We start from the raw sequence: 18651 nt of genomic DNA, 5'->3' as shown, positions 1-18651 counted from the left end.
GGGCGGTGCGTCAAGGTGCGGAGGAAGCGTGCAGATGTTCCCCGCCAGACCCTCTCGTGGTGGATGAACTCCCGGTGTGGGCAAGGGAATTGTTGACGCATTCATTGACATGGACACTGTCGGTGGCCAGTGGTGCGTGCTACCAAAGGTGAGGCAGAAATCCTGCTAAGGGAGGTTCCATGAGATTGTCCCGAATCACGGCATACATGTCCTCGCTCCTCCTTGCCGTCGCCTTCGCCCTCACCGGGGCGTCGGCGGCCCACGCCGACCGGTCGACCGACCAACGGGCCGCCGCCACCGGCTATGTGGCCCTCGGCGACTCCTACTCCTCGGGCGTCGGCGCCGGCAGCTACGACGGCAGTTCCTGCAAGCGCAGCTCCCGCGCCTACCCCGCGCTGTGGGCGGCGGCCAACTCACCCTCCAGCTTCAACTTCGCGGCCTGCTCGGGTGCTCGTACGAGTGATGTTCTGGCGAACCAGCTCGGCCCGCTCGGCACGGGCACCGGACTCGTCTCGATCTCCGTCGGCGGCAACGACGCGGGCTTCGCCGACGTCATGACCACCTGTGTGCTGCAGTCCGAGAGCAACTGCATCGCACGCATCAACCAGGCCCGCCAGTACGTGGACTCGACGCTCCCCGGCAACCTCGACAAGGTCTACGACGCGATCAGCGCGAAGGCGCCGTCGGCCCGCGTCGTCGTCCTCGGATACCCCCGCTTCTACAAGCTGAACGGCACCTGTACCGCCGGCCTCTCCGAGCGCGAGCGGGCCGCCATCAACGACGCCGCGGACTACCTGAACTCGGCGACCGCCAAGCGGGCCGCGGACCACGGCTTCGCCTTCGGCGACGTCACCAGCACCTTCACCGGGCACGAGATCTGCTCGGGCAGCGCCTGGCTGCACAGCGTGAACTGGCTCAACATCTCCGAGTCCTACCACCCGACCGCCGCCGGACAGTCCGGTGGCTACCTCCCGGTGTTCACCGCGGCTGCCTGATCCCGAGCGGCCGCTCGAACGCGTACGGCGAGGAGGAGGCGTACGGCGAGTAGGAGGTCCCGTCCGTCGGGGGCTCCTGCTCGCACGTCACCGAGTACGCCACCGAGTCGGAGGTCGCCGCCACCGGCCCCCGCACCTCCACATGGATCGAGTTCTCGTACGTCCCGCCCTCCGAGTCGTACGCCGTCTCGACGTGGTTCACCTGCCGCGTCTTGCCGCTGCCCGAGGAGAAGGACAGCGTCTTCCACCCGGGGTCGCTCGGCTCGCCGGACGCCGTCACCCAGCGGTACTCGACGGTCGCGGGGACGCGTCCCACCGTGAACGTCGCGGTGAACGACGGTGCTTGACCGGCCGTCGGCGGACAGGCGCCCTCGTACTCGGTATGGGTGCCGGTGACGTGCACCTTCACGGTCTGGGCCGGGGGAGTGGTCGTGCCTCCGTTGCCTCCGTTTCCCCCGTTGCCGCCGTTCGTGGAGCCCCCGCCGTCGTTGCCGCCGTCGCCCCCGTCGGTGGAACCGCCGGACGAGGAGCCGTCGTCCGAGCCGCCCGTCGTGCCCCCGCCGCCGTTCTTGCCGCCCGTGGAGCCGCCGCCCGTGTCGCCGCCCTCCGAGGTGCCGCCGCTGTTGCCGCCGCCTCCGTCGTCGCGATTGACGAGGGCGTACGTGAGCCCGGCGAGGGCGAGCGCCAGGGCGAGGACGCCCGCCACCAGGACGGCCACCGTGCGGCGCCGACGGCCCGGTTCGGTCACCGCCGTGTCGGCCGAGGACGCGGAAGGGCCGGGCGGGGTGACCGGCAGGGGCGCGGGCGGCGTGGGCCCCTGCGGCTGCCGCTCGGCCGTGACCGTCGGCATGTAGGGCAGCGCGGTCTCCGTGCGCGGGGCGCCGCCCGAGGCGACGATGCCCAGATCGCGCTCGGCGTCGGCGGCGGACATCCGCTCGTCCGGGTCCTTGCGCAGCAGGCCCTCGATGACCGGGGTGAGCGGTCCCGCGTTGCGGGCGGGGGGCAGCTCCTCGTCCACGGCCGCGCGCAGCGTGCTCAGCGGGGTGTCCCTGCGGAACGGCGAACTGCCCTCCACCGCCGCGTACAACAGCACGCCCAGCGACCACAGATCGGACGCGGGACCGGGCCGCTGCCCCAACGCCCGCTCGGGGGCGAGGAATTCGGGCGACCCCACGACCTCCCCCGTCATGGTCAGCGCGGAGCTGCCCTCGACCATGGCGATGCCGAAGTCGGTCAGGACGACGCGGCCGTCGTTCGCGATCAGTACGTTGCCGGGCTTGACGTCGCGGTGCAGGACCCCGGCGTCGTGGGCGGCGCGCAGGGCGGCGAGGACCTCGACGCCGATGCGGGCGGCGCGCTGCGGCGACAACGCCCCCTCGGCGTCGAGGACATCGGACAGCGAGAGCCCCCGCACGATCTCCATGACGATCCAGGGCCGCCCACCCTCATTGGCGACGTCGTACACCGTCACGACGTTCCGGTGGGGGATGCGGGCGGCGGCCCAGGCCTCGCGCTCCAGGCGGGCGTAGAGCCGGTCGACCTCGTGCGCCGGGAGCCCGGCGGGCGCGCGCACTTCCTTGACGGCCACCTCGCGCCCGAGCACGTCGTCACGGGCCCGCCACACGGTGCCCATGCCGCCTTCGCCCAAGGGGTCCAGGAGGCGGTACCGCCCGGCGATCACGCGCTCTGGCTGGCTCACGGGCGCCCCCATCCGCAGCGGTGCGATTCTCCACAAAAGTAGCTCAACCGAGCGCTGTTGCGGCCCCCTTGAACACCAATCCACACCCAAGGGCGAGCACCACGCAGGCCGACCCGAGCGGCAGGAACCGCCCCGTGCCGCGGCGCAGCCACCCGGGCCCGAGCCGCCGCCCCGCGAACGCCCCGACGCGGACGACGAGGAACCCGGCCGCCGTCAGCGTGAGGGCGAGCCCCGCGCCGTACGCCACCACGAGCAGCAGCCCGAACCAGGCCTCGCCGAGGGCGGCGGCGCCGACGAGGACGACGACGGCGGAGGGGCTGGGCACGAGGCCGCCGGCGAACCCGAGGAAGAGGGTGCCGCGAAGACTGCCCTGAGGCGGGTGATGGTGATGGTGATGCTCATGGTGGTGATGATGGGTGTGCTGGTGCCGCCTGCGCAGCCAGGCCCTGCGTACGAGGAGCACGCCGGCCCCGGCGACGAGCAGCCCGCTCACCACGCCGAGCCAGGCGACCACGGTGGGCCCGGCGGCGGAACCCCCGGTGACGAGGAGGCCGAGGGCGAGCACGCCGAGGGTGTGCGTGACGGTCACCGAGCCGGCGAGCGGCAGGACGTCGCGGGCCGAGGCGCGGCCCCGGGCCGCGGCGGTGGCGGCCATCAGCGTCTTGCCGTGGCCCGGCGCGAGGGCGTGCAGGGCGCCCAGGAGCACGGCGGTGCCGAGCGCGAGCGCCGCGAAGCCCGGCGTCAGCGGGTGCCTGCCGATGAGCCCGGTCAGGGCCTGCGCCCACCGGTCGGCACCGCGGGGCAGGACCGTGGCGGCCCCCTCCTCCGGCCTGTCGTCCCTGAGGGAGGCGCCGCCGGTCGTGATCCGCAGCGAGGCGGACGTGGTGTCGGGCGGCGCGGAGAGCTGCCGCTCCGGGTAGCGGGTGAGCCGCTTCGAGGCGGAGGTCTTCGGTACGTCGGAACGGGCGAGGGTCATCCGGTCGCCTCGGGCGGTGATCTCCCGCCAGCCCGTGCGGTCGGCGTCGGCGCCGCGGAACCGGACGGTGAACGCGTCGCTCCGGGGCAGGGGAGCGGTGAACGCGCACTCCAGGCGCAGGGTGTCGAGCCCTGCCTCGCCGGGGCGGACGCGGGCCAGCGCCTTCCCGACGCCCAACGCCGCGCGCCGCCCGTCCACGCTGACGCGGACGTCTTCGGCGGCGCCCCGGCACCGCTCCTGGCCCCACCGGCGCAGTCCCACTTCCTGGATACGGCTCCTGGCCTGCGTGGCGGGTATCTCGGCGAGGTCCTCGACGTGATCGACGGTGAGCCGGCCCGGCGCGACGAGCAGCCCGTCGTACCGGCTGACGGTGAAGTTGCCCAGGGGGTGGGCATGCGCCTCGCCGGCGGGCGCGACGAGCAGGAGCAGTGCCCCGAGGGGCACGGCCCCGAGGAACGCCCACTTCTTGCTCCGCGGTGGTTTCACGGCGCCCCACCCCCGAGCGTCTCCAGGGCCTGCCGGGCGTCCTTGGCGCCCACCGGTGAGAACGCGGGGTTCAGCCGGAGCGCGGCCCGCAGGGAGCGGCGGGCGGCGGCCGTGTCGCCCGTGGCCCGTTCGATCATTCCGCGGTGGTACAGGAACGACGCCTCGCGGAACCCCGTGGCCGTGGCGCGGCGTGCGTACCGCAGTGCCTCCTCGTCCCGCCCGTTCGCATGCAGCGCCCACCCGAGCGCATCGGCCGTGTGCACGGTCTCCCGCCGCCCCCACTCCGCCCGCGCCGCCCGCAGCGCCACCGCCGCGTCCCCGTGGTCGGCCGAGGCGAGCGCCGTCTCCAGATCCGGTTCGACCCCGTTCGCGCGGGCCAGCGCGGCCCACGCGTCCACCAGCCGGTACTGCTCGCGGGCCCGCTCCTTCTCGCCCCGCGCCTCGTACAGCTCGCCGAGCGCGATCAACGGCCCCGGCAGCGGCTGCCGGTCCACGACCTCCCGCAGCCCCGCGACCGCCGCGCCCGCCTCCCCGCGCGCGGCCCGCGCACGCGCCCGGCACTCCAGCGCAGGCAGGTAGCCGCCGTCGGCCCGCAGCGCGACCTCGCAATGACGCAGCGCGTCCCCGTAAGCGCCCTGGCGCCACGCCAGTTGACCCAGCGCCGTCGCCACGTACGCCACGTCGCCGGGCGTGGACGCCCCGTCGAGCGCCCGCTCCAGGACGCGCCGGGCCGCCGTCACGTCGCCGCGCAGCTCCCGTACGTACGCGTACCGCGTGAAGACCGGCACTCCGGGCCGCCGCGCGTCCGCCTCGTCGGCCGCGCGGGCCGCGGCGTCGTAGCGCCCGAGCTCGACGAGGGCGTCGACGCGGGTGGCCAACGCCCGTTCGCTGTACGGGTTCTCGTCGAGCGCGTCGGTCGCGAACCGCAGGGCGGCGCGGAAGTCGTGCCGGGCGGCAGCCACCGCGGCGCGCCCCGCGAGCGCCGCGTCGTTGCCGGGGCGCAGCTCCAGAGAGCGGTCGAGGGCGCGGTCGGCGGCGCGGTAGAGGGCGGGGTCGCCGCGGGTGCGGGCCTGCTCCACGTAGGCGGTGCCGAGCGTGGCCCAGGAGGTGAAGTCCTCGGGCTGGGCGCGGAGATGGGCACGGAGCGCCTCGACGCCGCGGTCGAGGTCCCCGCCGCGGAGCCCTTCGAGCGGGACCGACGCGGGAACCCCGACGGGCGCTCGCCCGCCTTCCTCCTCACCGCCGAGGACGACGGCACCCGCGGTGAGGGCAAGGGCGAGAGCGGTGACGGCCACGGCGCTCCGCAGGGAGTTGCGAGCCATGAGAAAGAGACCGGACCTTTCCGGGAGAAGAAGAGACAAGGCGAGCGGATGGCGCGACCCGCAGGGAGGGGAGGCAGCGAGCCGCGCCGTTCAGGGGAGGACTGGGACAGGACTCCCAGACCCCTCAGGCCTTCAGGTCCTCAGGTCCTCAGGTCCTCAGACCTCTAGGTCCTCAGGCCTCCAGGTCCTCAGGCCTTCAGGTCCTCAGGCCTCCAGGTCCTCAGGTCCTCAGGTCCTCAGGCCTCCAGACATCCGGAAGTCCGAGCCCTCAGGCCCCTCCGGAAACCCCGCGCCTCCGCCCCCGCCACCACGCGAGCCCGAGCCCCACCAGCAGTACGCCGGCGGCGCCCGCCGCCGCCGAGGCGATCAGGACCGTGTTGTCCGGAGCGTCGGACGACGAGGACGCCGGGGTCACGGCGCCGCCCACCATGGCGTCACGGGCCGATGTGCCGTCGTCGTTCGCCGTGGCCAGGGGGCCGCGCGAGCCGGGCGTGGGCAGGGCCAGGTAGGGGAAGGTCCCGCCGAACGCCTGGTCGTTGACGTTCACCGCGTCGCCCAGGTCGTTCTTGTTGCCGACGAGTTCACCGGCCACGGCCTGCAGCTCGATGTCGACGACGTCGTCCGCGAGCCGCCGCCCGTTCGGGAAGCCCGCGTTGTCGCCGTCGAGGACGCCGAGCCGCTTCGGGTCGGCCGTCGGCTTGATGGAGGTGTTGAGGCGCAGAGCCTCCGCGGGCCGCACGTTCGGAGGCTGGTTGAGGCCCTTCACGCCCGTCAGGAAGACGGACACCAGGTCCTTCCTCGGCTCGTCCGCCGCCTTGATGCCGTAGATCTTCTCCAGGAGCCGCGCCAGCTCGGGCTTCTGTACGTACGAAAGGAAGTCCGCGTCGTTCCACGGCGAGGACGCGTTGAACTTGTCCTTGTCGCGCAACGGCACGACCAGCTCGTTCACCAGCGGGCTGCCGAGGCGCGACACCTGCGTCCACTCGCCCTTGGCGTTCTTGCGCTGGGTCGTCGACCAGATGCCGACCGTCGGCTGCTTCTCCGACTGGCGGATGTCGGCGCTCGGGACCTGCAGCGCCACCGAGTTCACGTTGTAGCCCTTGAGGGTGTCGCGGCCGACCTCGGAGAGGTCACCGCCGTAGAGCAGGTCGAACACCCGCAGGTCCAGGAAGAAGGGGTCGTCGGCCTGCCCGACGTACGACGTGCCGCCGCCCGAGACCTTCCGCACGGCCTGGTCGCGCAGCTTCTTGTAGTCCGGCATGGAGGCCTTGCCCACGTGCGAGGGCGCGACCGGCAGATTGTCGGCGATCTTCTTCGTGGAGACGACCTTCTGGTCCTTCAGCTTCAGCAGGTCGATGTCGTACGTCTGCGTGATGTTGAGGTCCGGGTCGTCGAGGCTCGTCACCTGGCCCGTGTTGTAGAGGAAGGTGTTGCCGTTCCTGACCTTGGTGTCGAAGGTCCAGCGGTAGAGCAGATCGCCCTGTGCGTCCCCGTCGCTGTCGATGTGGACGTCGTACTGGGCGTCCTCGGGGAACGGATAGAAGTTGGGCCCGCCCGCGGGCTCCTCGAAGGGCGTCCAGTTCGCCACGATCGTCGTGGTGTCCGGCTTGTCGGGGCTGACGAACGCGTACACGTCCGTGTTGTCGTACTGCGGCTGCCCCGAGATCAGCGGCGCCTCCCGGTGGCTCGAGGCCTTCGCGGCCCCCGGTGCCAGCGCGCTCACCCCCGCGGCTGCGAGCCCCCCGGCGGCGAGTGCGCCGCAGACCAGCGTGGCGAGGCCGCGTCGCCCCGTCCGACTCCTGGCTATTGCTGTCATCGCGTCCGTCCTTACGCACGTGTCCCAGGCTGGGTGCCTGACTGACACAGCGCATTCGGGGCCGCGGGGCGGACGGATTGGCCCCGCTTCCCGCCGGGCCGTCATGCGTGAGATAGCCCACGTCGTCGCGGCCCTCGGTGTCCGCGTGGAGGCCCGCGGTGATCACCGCGCGACCGTTTGTCCAACTCGCCCTGGAATCAGTCGTATTCGGAGAGTAATCGTCAACCTCCTTGCCCAGGAGGTGAATCCTGCGCCCGGGATACACGCGTGTCACGATGGGGCGATAGGGTTAACCTGCCCTGGGCCGGGTGCCCTCGTACGGGTGGGGAGTGACATGGAACAGATAACAGTGCGCAGCAGGGCGCGTGTCCCTGCGATCACGTGTGGCAGCAGCGCGACCAGCTCGCGCCTCGACCGCCATCTCTCGGTGCTGGGCGGCCCCGCCGTCCCGCAGCGCGAGTCGCACGAGGCGACGTTGCTGATGCGTGAGCTGACGTCGCGTGACGCCGCGCACGCCCGCAGCAGCAGGGGTGCCCGAGTGAGGCGTGTCTCGCTCTTCGCGCCGCTGCGCAGGTTGCGGCGGTCGCTTTTCGGGGGTCGCTGACCGCGGGTGGTCTGGGGGTAACGGCCGTCGCTCCACGGCGGACCTCTCCCACCCACCCACCCGATCCCTCCCCGTCGCTCGTTCCCGTATCAGATCAGGGCGAACTGCCCGTCAGGCCCCTCTTCGTGATGGTCCAGCACGGACGCGGGACGCCGCGCCGCGTCCGGCACCGGCAGCACACCCGCCCGTGACAGCGCTTCCGCGGTGATCGCGGAGTCCTCGGCGCCCAGAGACCCGGCCAACTCCCCCCGGTCGGGCGCCAGTTCCGCGATCAGCGCCAGCACCGTGATCAGTTCGAGCAGCTCCGACGTCCAGGCCTGGGGCCACACCGCGGGCCTGATCGCCTCCAGGGTCCCCGCCTCCACCTCTCCCGTACGCAGCGCGAACCACCGCTCCACGATCCGTACGCCGCTCACCTCGTACTCCCAGGCCTCCTTCGGCACCGGTGAGATGACGCCCTCCTCGCCGACCCACAGGACCTGCTCCTCGGCGTCGTACGACAGGGCGGTGGGGCGCGCGGGCAGCGGGGCCCGCACATAGGGCCTGCGGCCGCCGGGCAGCTTCGGGCGCTCGCCGTTGCCGCGCAGCTGCAGCCAGAGCAGCCGCCGCCCCAGCTCCACACCCCGCGCCCACACGGCGGCCTCGGAGGTGAGCGGCACCCGGCAGCCCGCCGCCGAACCGACGCCCGCCGCGAGCACCCACGCGAGCAGGTCGCGCGCCGTGACGTCCTGGTCGAGCGCCTTCGACAGATGCGCGAGCAGCCCCGGCGCCACGTTGGGCTCCAGGCCCCCGGGACGGCGGAACAGCGGCCGCACGCGCCCCGGCCGCCCGGCCGGCGAGCGCCCGTCCGGGAGGATGGCCGAGGCGAGCACGGCGGGCCCCGCGGCACCGGGAACGTACCCCTGCTCGACGGCGAAGAGCTGGCCCTCGCCCGCGACGCGCCACAGCTCGGGGCGGGCGACGTCGATGAGGCGGTGGTCGGGGATCAGCCACTGCTCGTCGAAGGGGCCGTGCAGCACACGGACCGGCTCCGGGCAGGGGCCCGACTCCCTGGCCAGGCGGCCCGTTCCGGCCCGGTGGCCCGGGAGCCCGGCCACCGCCGTGTGCAGCGTGCGGGAGCGCGTCGGTCGGAACAGCGCCTCGCGCTGTGGCCCTTCGGCGCGCACGAGGGTGTCCCAACGGGCTCTGAGGGATGCGGCGTCCGGGCCCATCGGCCACCCGCGGCCCGGCCGGAGCGGTGCGACGGACCACGGCATGAGGTCCGCGAGCAGCGGCGCTTCGTCGTGCGTCACGCCCGGCATCGTACGACGTACCCGCCGGGGTCCGTCACGTCGCGTCGAGCGTGACCGAGAAGGAGAAGCGGTCGCCGCGGTAGTGGATGCGGGCCACGTCCAGGGCCCGGCCTTCCTCGTCGTAGGTGACGCCGGTGTAGTGCAGGATCGGGCTGAGCAGCGGCACTTGGAGGAGACGGGCGGTCTCCGGGTCGGCCAGGGTGGCCTCGACGGTGTCGGTGATCCGGCTGATGCGCACGCCCACCACGTCCCGCAGGACCTTCGTCATCGGCCACCGCACGAGGTCGTCGAGGTCGATGCGCGCGGCCAGTTCGGGGCGGATGAAGTTGCGGGCGTGGTTGGTCGGTTCGCCCGTCTTCTCGTCGCTGCGCAGCCGGTGGTACGTCGCCACCTCGGCCGAGTCCGGGAAGTAGTCGGTGAGTTCGGCGGGCGGCGGCGCCGTGCCGTGGCCGAGCAGCTCGGTGGTCATGCCCGACTGCTGGGCCACGATCGCGTCGACCGAGCCGAGCAGCCGGACCGGGGAGCCGCGCTGCGCGCTCGGCTCGATGAAGGTGCCGCGCCGCCGGTGGCGGGTGATCAGCCCCTCGTCCTCCAGCTCCTTGAGCGCCTGCCGCATGGTCAGGACGCTCACGCCGTAGTGCCCCGCCAGCTGCTCCTCGGTGGGCAGCCGGAGCGGGGACTCGGGCGCGCGGCCGAGTATCGAGGCGCGCAGGGACTGCGACACCTGGTACCACAGCGGCAGCTTCCGATTCAGGACGATCGAGTCCGGGGCGAAAGCGGTCACGGTCTCTCCGAATCAGAGTGGTGGTGCGTCAGTTGCGGAAGTGGCGCTCCAGACCCTGCCATACGTCGTCGTAGCCGCGCTGCAGGTGGGACGCGGTCGCCGCCTGTTCCGTCGCCGTCACCGGCCAGCGCGTCTCGAACATGAACGCGAGGCCGTCGTCGATCTTCTGCGGCTTCAGCTCGGCGGCCGACGCCTTCTCGAAGGTCTCGCGGTCGGGGCCGTGCGCGGACATCATGTTGTGCAGCGAGCCGCCGCCGGGCACGAAGCCTTCGGCCTTCGCGTCGTACGCGCCCTCGATGAGGCCCATGTACTCGCTCATCACGTTCCGGTGGAAGTACGGCGGCCTGAAGGTGTCCTCGCCCACCAGCCAGCGCGGCGCGAACACCACGAAGTCGACGCCCGCGAGGCCCGGGGTGTCGGACGGCGAGGTGAGCACCGTGAAGATCGAGGGGTCCGGGTGGTCGTAGCTGATCGTGCCGATCACGTTGAAGCGGTGCAGGTCGTAGACGTACGGGACGTGGTTGCCGTGCCAGGCGACCACGTCGAGCGGCGAGTGGTCGTACGTCGCGTGCCACAGGTTGCCGCAGAACTTGTTCACCACCTCCACCGGGCCCTCGACATCCTCGTACGCCGCCACGGGCGCCCTGAAGTCCCGTGCGTTCGCCAGGCCGTTGGCGCCGATCGGGCCGAGGTCGGGGAGCTGGAAGGGCGCGCCGTAGTTCTCGCACACGTACCCGCGCGCGCTCGTGTCGAGCAGCTCCACGCGGAAGCGGACGCCGCGCGGGATCAGCGCGACCTCGCCGGGCTCCGCGTGCAGCAGGCCGAACTCGGTGCGAAGGAGCAGCCCGCCCCGCTCGGGGACGATCAGCAGTTCGCCGTCCGCGTCGCTGAACACCCTGTCCCGCATCGAGGAGTTGGCGTGGTAGAGGTGAATGCCCATGCCGGTGCGCTGCGCCGCGTCGCCGTTGCCGCCCAGCGTCCACAGGCCCGCCAGGAAGTCCGTGCCGGGCGCGGGCTCGGGAAGGGGGTTCCAGCGCAGCCGGTTCGGGTCCGGCACCGACTCGGCGAAGGGGGCCGTGCGGATCGCGCCGTTGTCGACGCGCGTGAACCGCGGGTGCGCGGCCGAGGGGCGGATGCGGTACAGCCAGGAGCGTCGGTTGTGCGCGCGGGGCTCGGTGAAGGCCGAGCCGCTCAGCTGCTCGGCGTAGAGGCCGAGGGGCGCGCGCTGGGGCGAGTTGCGGCCGTGCGGCAGTGCGCCGGGCACCGCCTCGGAGCTGTGTTCGTTGCCGAAGCCGGAGAGGTAGGCCAGCCCTTCGGCCGTCTTGCGTGCGTCGCTCTCGCCCGTGCGCTCCGGGCTGCTTGCGTGGTCCCCGCTCATCATCGCTCCCTCGTCAATGATTCCTATGGAACACCGTAGGATTCGTGTTTTCCTTCCGCAAGGGGAAACCGGAATGTGAGCGGTGCTCCGCTCCCGATGTGAGCGGTGCTCTACTCCCGCCACGAGCCGTGCTCTACTCTCCCGGGATGCCCCACCCGAACCCGCCCAAGGAACCGCGCCCCCCGGCCTCCCTGCGCCGCGTCCCCGTGCAGGAGCGCAGCGCGGAGCGCCTGACCCGGATCCTCGACGCCTGCGCCGCCGTCCTGGACGAGGTCGGCTACGAAGGCCTCACCACCCGCGCCGTCGCCCAGCGCGCGGGTGTCCCGATCGGCTCGGTGTACCGCTTCTTCGGCAACAAGAGGGCCCTGGCCGACGCCCTGGCCCACCGCAACCTCGACGCGTACGCGGAGCGCGTGGCCGCCCGTGTGAGCGGCGTGGAGCGCGGCGAGTGGCGCGGCGCGGTCGACGCCGCGTTCGACGAGTACCTGGCGATGATGCGCACCGTCCCCGGCTTCGGCCTCGTCGACTTCGGCATCCCCTCCGCGCCCGAGGCGATGCCCGACGCGAACCTCCAGGTCGCCGAGCGCGTCGCCGCCCTGCTCTCCGGCCACCTGGACCGCCCCCTCGACGCCCGCCTGCGCCGCACGATGCTGGTGGGCGTCGAGGCGGTCGACGCGGTGCTGCAGCTGGCGTTCCGGGCGGACCCGGCGGGCGACCCGGCGCTGGTCGACGAGGCGAGGGTCCTGCTGCACGCTTACTTCGCGCGGTCGCTGGACTGAACGGCCCCGAGGGTTGCCCGTCGCCGCCGAGCGGCCCCAGGAGAGCGGCCCGTTGCTAAGGTGATCGCACCCGATCGGCGGGCCCAAGGGGGGACATGGCACGAGTGGTGTGCGTCCACGGGATCGGTCAACAACACCTGGGCGAGAGCCAGTTGTACGCCTCCTGGCACCCGGCGCTCTGCGACGGACTGACGCGCGCCGCCGCCCGCCCCCTCGCCGCCTCCGACATGACCTGCGTCTTCTACGGCGACCTGTTCCGGCCCGCGGGACGCACCCTCTCCGTGCAGGACCCGCCGCTCGACGCCTCGGACGTCGCCGAAGGCCTGGAGAGCGAGCTGCTCCTGCGGTGGTGGGAGGAGGCCGCCCGCACCGACCCCGCCGTCGTGGCGCCCGACGCCCGCACCCTCGCCCGCACTCCGTACGCCGTGCAGCGCGCCCTCAACGCGCTCAGCCGCTCCCGGTTCTTCGCCGACGTGGCGCTGCGCTCCCTGGTCCTGGACCTCAAGCAGGTGCGGGCCTACCTCACCGACGCGGCCGTCCGTGCCGAGGTCCTGCGCCGCGTCGCCGCGGCCGTCACCGGCGACACCCGGGTCGTCGTCGGCCACTCCCTGGGCAGCGTCGTCGCCTACGAATCCCTGTGCGCGCACCCCGAGTGGCCCGTCCGCGCGCTGCTCACGCTCGGCTCTCCGCTGGGCATCCGCCACCTCGTCTTCGACCGCCTGGAGGTCGGCGACGGCGGCGGTCCGGGGGACTGGCCGGGCCCGGTGCGGCACTGGACCAACATCGCAGACGAAGGGGACGTCGTCGCCCTCGTCAAGGACCTGCGCCCGCTCTTCGGTGACCGGGTCCGCGGCCACCTCGTGCACAACGGCGCGAAGGCCCACGACGTGACCCGTTACCTGTGCACCGAGGAGGCGGGCAGAGCGGTGAGCGAGGGCTGCGGTGACGGCTGACGCGCCCGCCGCCCCGTCCGCCGAAGCGCCCCCTGCCCCGCCCGCGCCGGCGCGCCGCTTCCTGCTGTCGACCGCGGTCACCGACGTGCGCGCGCATCCGGAGGCCGCCCGCCCCGAACTCGCCGACGACGTGGCCCGCATCGAGCGGCTCTTCCTCGACGAACTCGGCTACCGCAGGGGCGCGGACCTCGGCATCGACCCGAGCCGCGAACAACTCACCAAGGGCCTGCGGGCGTTCGCCACCGCCCCCGAACGCGCCCCCGGCGACTACGTCGTCCTCTACCTCGCCTGCCACGGCGTCACCGCCGAACGCAGCGGCAGGCACTACCTGTTGCTCGCCGACAGCGACGCCCGCGACCTGCGCGGCACCGCCCTGCCCACCGAGGACCTGGTGGCCCTGCTCTGGGAGGACACCTGCGTCGAGCGGCTCCTCGTCCTCATCGACGCCTGCTACGCCGAGGAGGGCACCGACACCGCCCTGCGCGCCGCCCTGGAGGCGCGCAGGTTCCACGGCTCCGTCACCGAACACGGCGACACCGGCCTGGTCCTCGTCGCCGCATCCCGGCGCAAGGAGGAGGCGTACACGGGGGCGCTCTCCGCGGCCTTCGACCGGGCCGTGCGCGCCCAGGCCACCGCGGGGCACGCGCCCGCCCACATCGCCCTCGGCCAGGTGATGTCCGCGATCCGCGCCGACCCCGGCATCCCGCGCTCGCAGCGGCCCACCTGGTCCCTGACCCACGCCGTCGCCGACGTACCCGACTTCCTGCCCAACCCGCGCCACGTCCCCGGCGCCTCGGGCCTCAAGCTGGAGGAGATCGACCGGATCGTCTCCCTCGCGGGGCGCGAACGGCGCGCCAGGCAGGCCGAGTTCACCGGGTTCTTCCTGCCCAGGGCGCGCGGCACCGACGTACCCACCGAAGAGGTCTGGGACTTCACGGGCCGGCACACGGCACTCGCCGACGTCACCGGCTGGCTCGCCCCGCAGCGCGCCGCCGACCGGCTGTGCGTGGTCACCGGCGACCCCGGCTCCGGCAAGTCCTCCCTGCTCGGCATGGTCGCGGTGCTCACCGACGCGGCCCACAGCGACGCCGTGCCCCGCGCGGAACTGCCCGCCGTGCTCCCGGGCCCCGGCGCCGTGGACGCCGCGGTCAACGCGAGCCACAAGACGACCCGGCAGCTCCTCGACGCCCTGTCCGCCGCGTCCGGCTGCGCCGCCGCGTCGCTCGGCGCGCTCACCGCCCACCTCCAGGGCAGGACCGAACCCCTCGTCGTCCTCATCGACTCCCTCGACGAGGCGCTCGCCCCGCACGAGGCCGTCGAGGAACTCCTCTCCCCGCTCATCGATCCCAGGCGCCAACTGCCCCTGCGGCTCCTGGTCGGCGCCCGTCCGCACATCGCCCGCCTGCTGCCCGCCTCCGCGCGCCGCATCGACCTGGACGACGAGCGGCACGGCGACCCGCAGGCCGTCCGCGCCTACGTCCGCAAGCTCCTCACCACCCCGGGGTCCGTGCTGTGCACCGCGCCGCCCGACCGGGTGGACGCCATCGCCGAGGCCATCGCCGAAGCGGCGGGACGCTCCTTCCTGGTGGCCAGGATCACCGCCCGCACCACGGCACGCGAAACCCGCGTGCCCGACCCGGACGACCGGCGCTGGCGCGACGAACTGCCGCGCCTGCCCGGCGAGGCCATGGAGCGCGACCTGGACCAGCGCCTCGGCCCGCTCGCCGACCGCGCCCGCGACCTGCTGCGGCCCCTCGCCTTCGCGCAGGGCGCCGGGCTGCCCTGGGCCGGCATCTGGCCGCGCCTCGCGGCGGCGCTCGGCGACCGGGCCTACGGCGACGAGGACGTCGTCTGGCTGCGCCAGGCCGCCGGATCGTACGTCGTCGAGAGCGTCGAGGACGGCGGCTCCGTCTACCGGATCTACCATCGCGCCCTCATCGAGCACCTCAGGGAGGGCCGCGGCGCCGAGCGGACGCAGCGGGTGATCGCGGGCATGCTGGAGGGCCTCGACCACCCTTACGTACGGCGGTACTTGGCGCTGCACGCCGCGGAGGGCGGCGTCCTGGACCGTCTCGTGGTGGACGCGGGCTTCGTCCTCACCGCCGACCCGGACCAGCTGCTGGCCGCGCTGCCCCGGCTGCGTACCGCCGACGGGCGCCGCGCGGGGCGTGCTGTGCGCGACGTCGAGGAGCTGCTGCGGGGACACCGGCCGCGTGTCGCCGACCCCGAGAGCCGCGCCCGCCTCCGGCTCGCCGCCGTCTGCCGCAAGGCGACCGGGCTCGCCGCGTCGTGCGACCGGGGCGATCTGCCGTGGCGGGCCAGGTGGGCGGCGTGGAATCCGCATGGCGGGGCGCGGCGGTACGAAGGGATGGAGGCGTTGGCGGGGAGCGGCATCGTGGTGCCGATGGGGGAGGGGGCGTACTTCCTGGAGAAGCGGCCCTACCGTTCGGGCGCCGTCGTCTGGGACCTGGACACGGGGGACCGTACGGAGCGGCCGGGCACCGACGAGGCCATGCTCGGCACCACGTGGACGGCGATTCCCCAACTTGCGGGCTGTGCCGCGGCGTTGTCGAACCACGCGATCGTCGAATGGGTCATGGGAGAGAGACGCGTCCGCCACTGGCGGCTGCTGCACGTCTTCGACGCGGGCCGGGGGCACTACTGGTGCTGGCGGCTGCTCCCCCACCACGATGCCGATTTCGATCACGAACGCCTGGGGCTGCGCAGGGCGGAGCACGTGCTGGTGTGGGGCGACGAGGACGGTGCCGGACCGCCGGCCCACGCGGTGCTCCGCTTCCCGGGCGGCGACTGTCTCGCGTACTCCTTGACCACGAAGAGCGCGGAGCCCCGGTTGTCCCGGCGCCGTCGACGCGCCCTGCTCGACTACGAGAGACGACAGCGGGAGCATCTGGAGTTGCAGCTCGTCGCGGTGTGGGCGGGCCGTTTCGAACGGGCCACCGGGCGGCCGGGGAGTCCGCTGCGCAGCATCACCGCGCTGGCCGCCCTGCCCCCGGAGTACGGCCACCGGATGCTCTCGGGGTACTCCGACGCCACCGCGGGGATCTCCGACGTCCATGAACTGGCGCCGGCCGCGGGCGTGTTCACCGGGCACGACGGCGCCGTGGTCGACCTCGCGCACGTGCCCGGGCACGCGCAGGGCGAACTCGTCGTCACCATGGGGACCGACAACACGGTCCGCCTGACCTCACTGACCGACCGGGCACAGGTACGCACGCTGCTCCGGCACGACCTGCCGCCCTGTGCGCTGGCCGTGCACCGGGCGGGCCGCCAGTGGATCGTCGCCGTCGCCACGGCCGACGGGCTGCTGCACCGCGTCGACCTGGACAGCGGGCGCCCGCTGGGCCTGCCGCTGCGGATCGGGGGCGGTCAGGGGGTGCGGCTCGCGACGTTCCGGCTCGGCTCGGCGGACTGCGTCAGCGTGCAAGGCGGAAGGGGCGGCCTCCAGTTGTACGACCTGGTGACCGGCGACCGCGTCGGTGGCCAGGTGGGGCTGCACGAGGCATCGGCCGTGTGCGCGGTCGGCGGGACCACGGCGGTCGGTGGCAGCGACGGGGTGATTCGGCTGTGGCCCGGCGTGCACGCCGCCGACTCCACCCAGATCAACGGCCACGAGGCGCCGGTTCTCGCGCTCGGCGCCGTGCGGGGCAGGGGTGGGGCGGCCGCCCTGGTGAGCGTCGGACGGGACCATCTGATCCGCTGCTGGGACGTCTCGGAGCAGCGGGAGCTGTGGCGGCGGGCCCTGCCGGTCGATCCGCTCTGGACGCATCCACTGGTGTCCTGCGCGACGGTCGGCCGCACCCGCGAGGGGCCCGGACTGGTGGCGACGGGAGAGGTCAGCGGCCGGGTCACGGTCCTCGTGCTGCCCGGCGGAGTCCCTCTGGATCAGCGGGAGTTCACCGTCCCGGGCCTCGTCACGGCGTTGACGACGGGCACGGTGCGCGGCCGTGACGTGGTCGTGGCCGCCACCGGCACGGGGCGCATCGCCTGCTGGGACGTCACGCACGGCAGGTGGTTCGGCCTCGGCCCCGAACCCGAACCCTCCTTCTGGGCCACGGCACTTGCCCTCGACTCCGACGGCTCGGGGCGGCTGCTCGTGGGCGCCGACGACGGCACCGTACGGGAATGGACCCTGCCCACCTGCCGCCCGCTCGGCGAGCCGCGCCAGGTCCATGGCGCGCCCGTGTACGCCCTCGCCTTCGCGCGGGGGACGCCGTCGTCCGGCACGCGGGCCTTCAGCGCGGGCGCCGACCGCCGCCTCGTCGCGCTCTTCGGCGAGGACCACTGGGAACGCCGCCTCCCTTTGCCCGTGGGGTCGTTGGGGCAGGCGCCCGACGGCGGGCTGCTCTGCGGCGACGAGCGGGGCACGCTGTGGCGGCTCGACGAACGCGCCGGGGGCTGGGAGCTGACCGAGGCCCTGGACGCCGTGCCGAGCGCGACGGCCGTCGCGGCGTTCGCGGTGGACGGGGGGACGGCGGTGGCGGCGGGAGGATCCGACGGCACGGTCCAGGTGCGCGACGGCGCGAGCGGTGAGCTGCGCCACCAGCTGCGACCGGCCTGCGAGAGCGGGGTCGCCGAGCTGATGGCTGTCCGCGTGCCCGGGCCCGTGGGTGTGCCGGTGCCCGCCCTGTTCTCGCGCAGTGAGCTGGGAGTGGTGGAGCGCTGGGACCTCGGCGACCGGCACGGTGCTCGTCCTTTAAGGACCGTGCTGCGCGAGGCCGTGCTGCTCGCCGACGGGCCGCGGTCGGCGCTGATGCGCCTGCGAGGACCGGCCCCGCACGACGGCGACGTCGCCCTGGCCCTGGACGCCCGCGGCCACTTCGCGACGGTACTCGACGTCGAGCGCGGCCCGCTCCGGGACAGGCTGGGGCTCGCCGGCGCCCCCGACCTGATCACCGGCGGCACGGCCGTGGTGCGCTGCGCCGACCGGCAGTTCATCGCCGTACCGACCGCCGCGGGCCTCTACCTCGTCGAGGTCGGGACCTGGCGCCGATTGCTGCTGCCCCGCCGGGGCGACGTACGGGCCCTTGCCGCGCTCCCGGGCGGACCCGACGACTCACTCGTGCTCGTCGGCGCATACGTCACGGCGGTGCTGCCCGTCGCCCCGATCCTCGCGGCGCTCGACGGCCCGCCCGAGCGAGTGCGGCGGCTCGATGTGCACGTCAGGTACGCGTACGCCTCCCCGGTCCTCAGGGCGCGTCACGCCACCGTCCTGCCCGGCGCGCGGGCGTTCGCGATGGCGGGCCGCCGGGAACTCGCCGTCGCCGGGGCCAGGGACGGCCTCGTCCACTGCATGATCGACCTCCCCTCCGTGTGCACGGGCCTCGCCGCGGGTCCGCACGGCGAGCTCGCCGTCGCCACCCGCAACGGCGTGATCCTCCTGGACGTGCCCGCGGCGGCCGCGCCGTAGCGGCCTTCGAGACACGTCCGTGACCAGGAGTTTTGCGCTTATTGCTCGCGCGTCAACATCTTGTTAACGCTCAAGAGCGGGTCCTACCGTCATCCGGACCGCCAGACCTGGTGGGAGTTCGAAGGTGAACGTGAGGTTG

The 18651-nt window shown here is 73.6% G+C and carries 12 protein-coding genes; 5 read left to right on the top strand and 7 right to left on the bottom strand.

The features are described from left to right. Positions 1-179 precede the first annotated feature (179 nt). Positions 180-995 (top strand): SGNH/GDSL hydrolase family protein, encoded by an 816-nt coding sequence (locus tag ACZ4D5_RS26000; RefSeq protein ID WP_467774793.1) that lies wholly within the window; start codon positions 180-182, stop codon positions 993-995. Here the strand turns inward: ACZ4D5_RS26000 and ACZ4D5_RS25995 are convergent. From ACZ4D5_RS25995 to ACZ4D5_RS25980, 4 genes are all read right to left on the bottom strand, one after another. Continuing rightward, a complete protein-coding gene (locus tag ACZ4D5_RS25995; protein WP_467774792.1) occupies positions 979-2706 on the bottom strand; it encodes a serine/threonine-protein kinase in 1728 nt (575 codons plus the stop codon). The genes ACZ4D5_RS26000 and ACZ4D5_RS25995 overlap by 17 nt on opposite strands. 31 nt (positions 2707-2737) lie before the next feature. Beyond that, entirely contained in the window at positions 2738-4156 is a 1419-nt protein-coding gene (locus ACZ4D5_RS25990) for an urease accessory protein UreH domain-containing protein (protein ID WP_467774791.1), read from the bottom strand. Continuing rightward, positions 4153-5478: a tetratricopeptide repeat protein gene (locus tag ACZ4D5_RS25985; protein ID WP_467774790.1), complete on the bottom strand. Its 1326-nt coding sequence runs from the start codon at positions 5476-5478 to the stop codon at positions 4153-4155. Before ACZ4D5_RS25985 ends, ACZ4D5_RS25990 begins: the two co-directional genes overlap by 4 nt. A 268-nt stretch (positions 5479-5746) precedes the next feature. Further along, entirely contained in the window at positions 5747-7294 is a 1548-nt protein-coding gene (locus ACZ4D5_RS25980) for a DUF4331 domain-containing protein (RefSeq protein ID WP_467774789.1), read from the bottom strand. Between the two features lie 334 nt (positions 7295-7628). On the opposite strand from ACZ4D5_RS25980, the gene ACZ4D5_RS25975 reads away from it, so the two are divergent. Continuing rightward, positions 7629-7898 (top strand): hypothetical protein, encoded by a 270-nt coding sequence (locus ACZ4D5_RS25975; protein WP_362327178.1) that lies wholly within the window; start codon positions 7629-7631, stop codon positions 7896-7898. Between the two features lie 89 nt (positions 7899-7987). Here the strand turns inward: ACZ4D5_RS25975 and ACZ4D5_RS25970 are convergent, their stop codons facing one another. From ACZ4D5_RS25970 to hmgA, 3 genes are read right to left on the bottom strand one after another with little or no spacing between them, the layout of a single operon-like run. After that, positions 7988-9199: a type ISP restriction/modification enzyme gene (locus ACZ4D5_RS25970; protein ID WP_467774788.1), complete on the bottom strand. Its 1212-nt coding sequence runs from the start codon at positions 9197-9199 to the stop codon at positions 7988-7990. A gap of 25 nt (positions 9200-9224) precedes the next feature. Continuing rightward, positions 9225-9974 (bottom strand): GntR family transcriptional regulator, encoded by a 750-nt coding sequence (locus ACZ4D5_RS25965; RefSeq protein WP_467774787.1) that lies wholly within the window; start codon positions 9972-9974, stop codon positions 9225-9227. A gap of 28 nt (positions 9975-10002) precedes the next feature. Continuing rightward, entirely contained in the window at positions 10003-11352 is a 1350-nt protein-coding gene (hmgA, locus tag ACZ4D5_RS25960) for a homogentisate 1,2-dioxygenase (RefSeq protein WP_467774786.1), read from the bottom strand. A gap of 146 nt (positions 11353-11498) precedes the next feature. On the opposite strand from hmgA, the gene ACZ4D5_RS25955 reads away from it, so the two are divergent. The 3 genes from ACZ4D5_RS25955 to ACZ4D5_RS25945 all read left to right on the top strand — a co-directional run bounded on the left by ACZ4D5_RS25955 (position 11499) and on the right by ACZ4D5_RS25945 (position 18512). Further along, positions 11499-12131 carry a TetR/AcrR family transcriptional regulator gene (locus ACZ4D5_RS25955; protein ID WP_467774785.1) on the top strand — a complete coding sequence of 211 codons (633 nt, stop codon included), beginning with the start codon at positions 11499-11501 and terminating at the stop codon, positions 12129-12131. A gap of 95 nt (positions 12132-12226) precedes the next feature. Then, complete coding sequence (locus ACZ4D5_RS25950; RefSeq protein WP_467774784.1) at positions 12227-13084, top strand: hypothetical protein; 858 nt, start codon at positions 12227-12229, stop codon at positions 13082-13084. Next, positions 13074-18512 carry an nSTAND1 domain-containing NTPase gene (locus ACZ4D5_RS25945; protein ID WP_467774783.1) on the top strand — a complete coding sequence of 1813 codons (5439 nt, stop codon included), beginning with the start codon at positions 13074-13076 and terminating at the stop codon, positions 18510-18512. Before ACZ4D5_RS25950 ends, ACZ4D5_RS25945 begins: the two co-directional genes overlap by 11 nt. The last annotated feature ends 139 nt before the right edge of the window (positions 18513-18651 follow it).

This window comes from Streptomyces sp. NPDC025651 (assembly GCF_055558735.1).
Note: the sequence above shows the minus strand (reverse complement) of the source record. Positions and strands in the feature narration are given on the sequence as shown.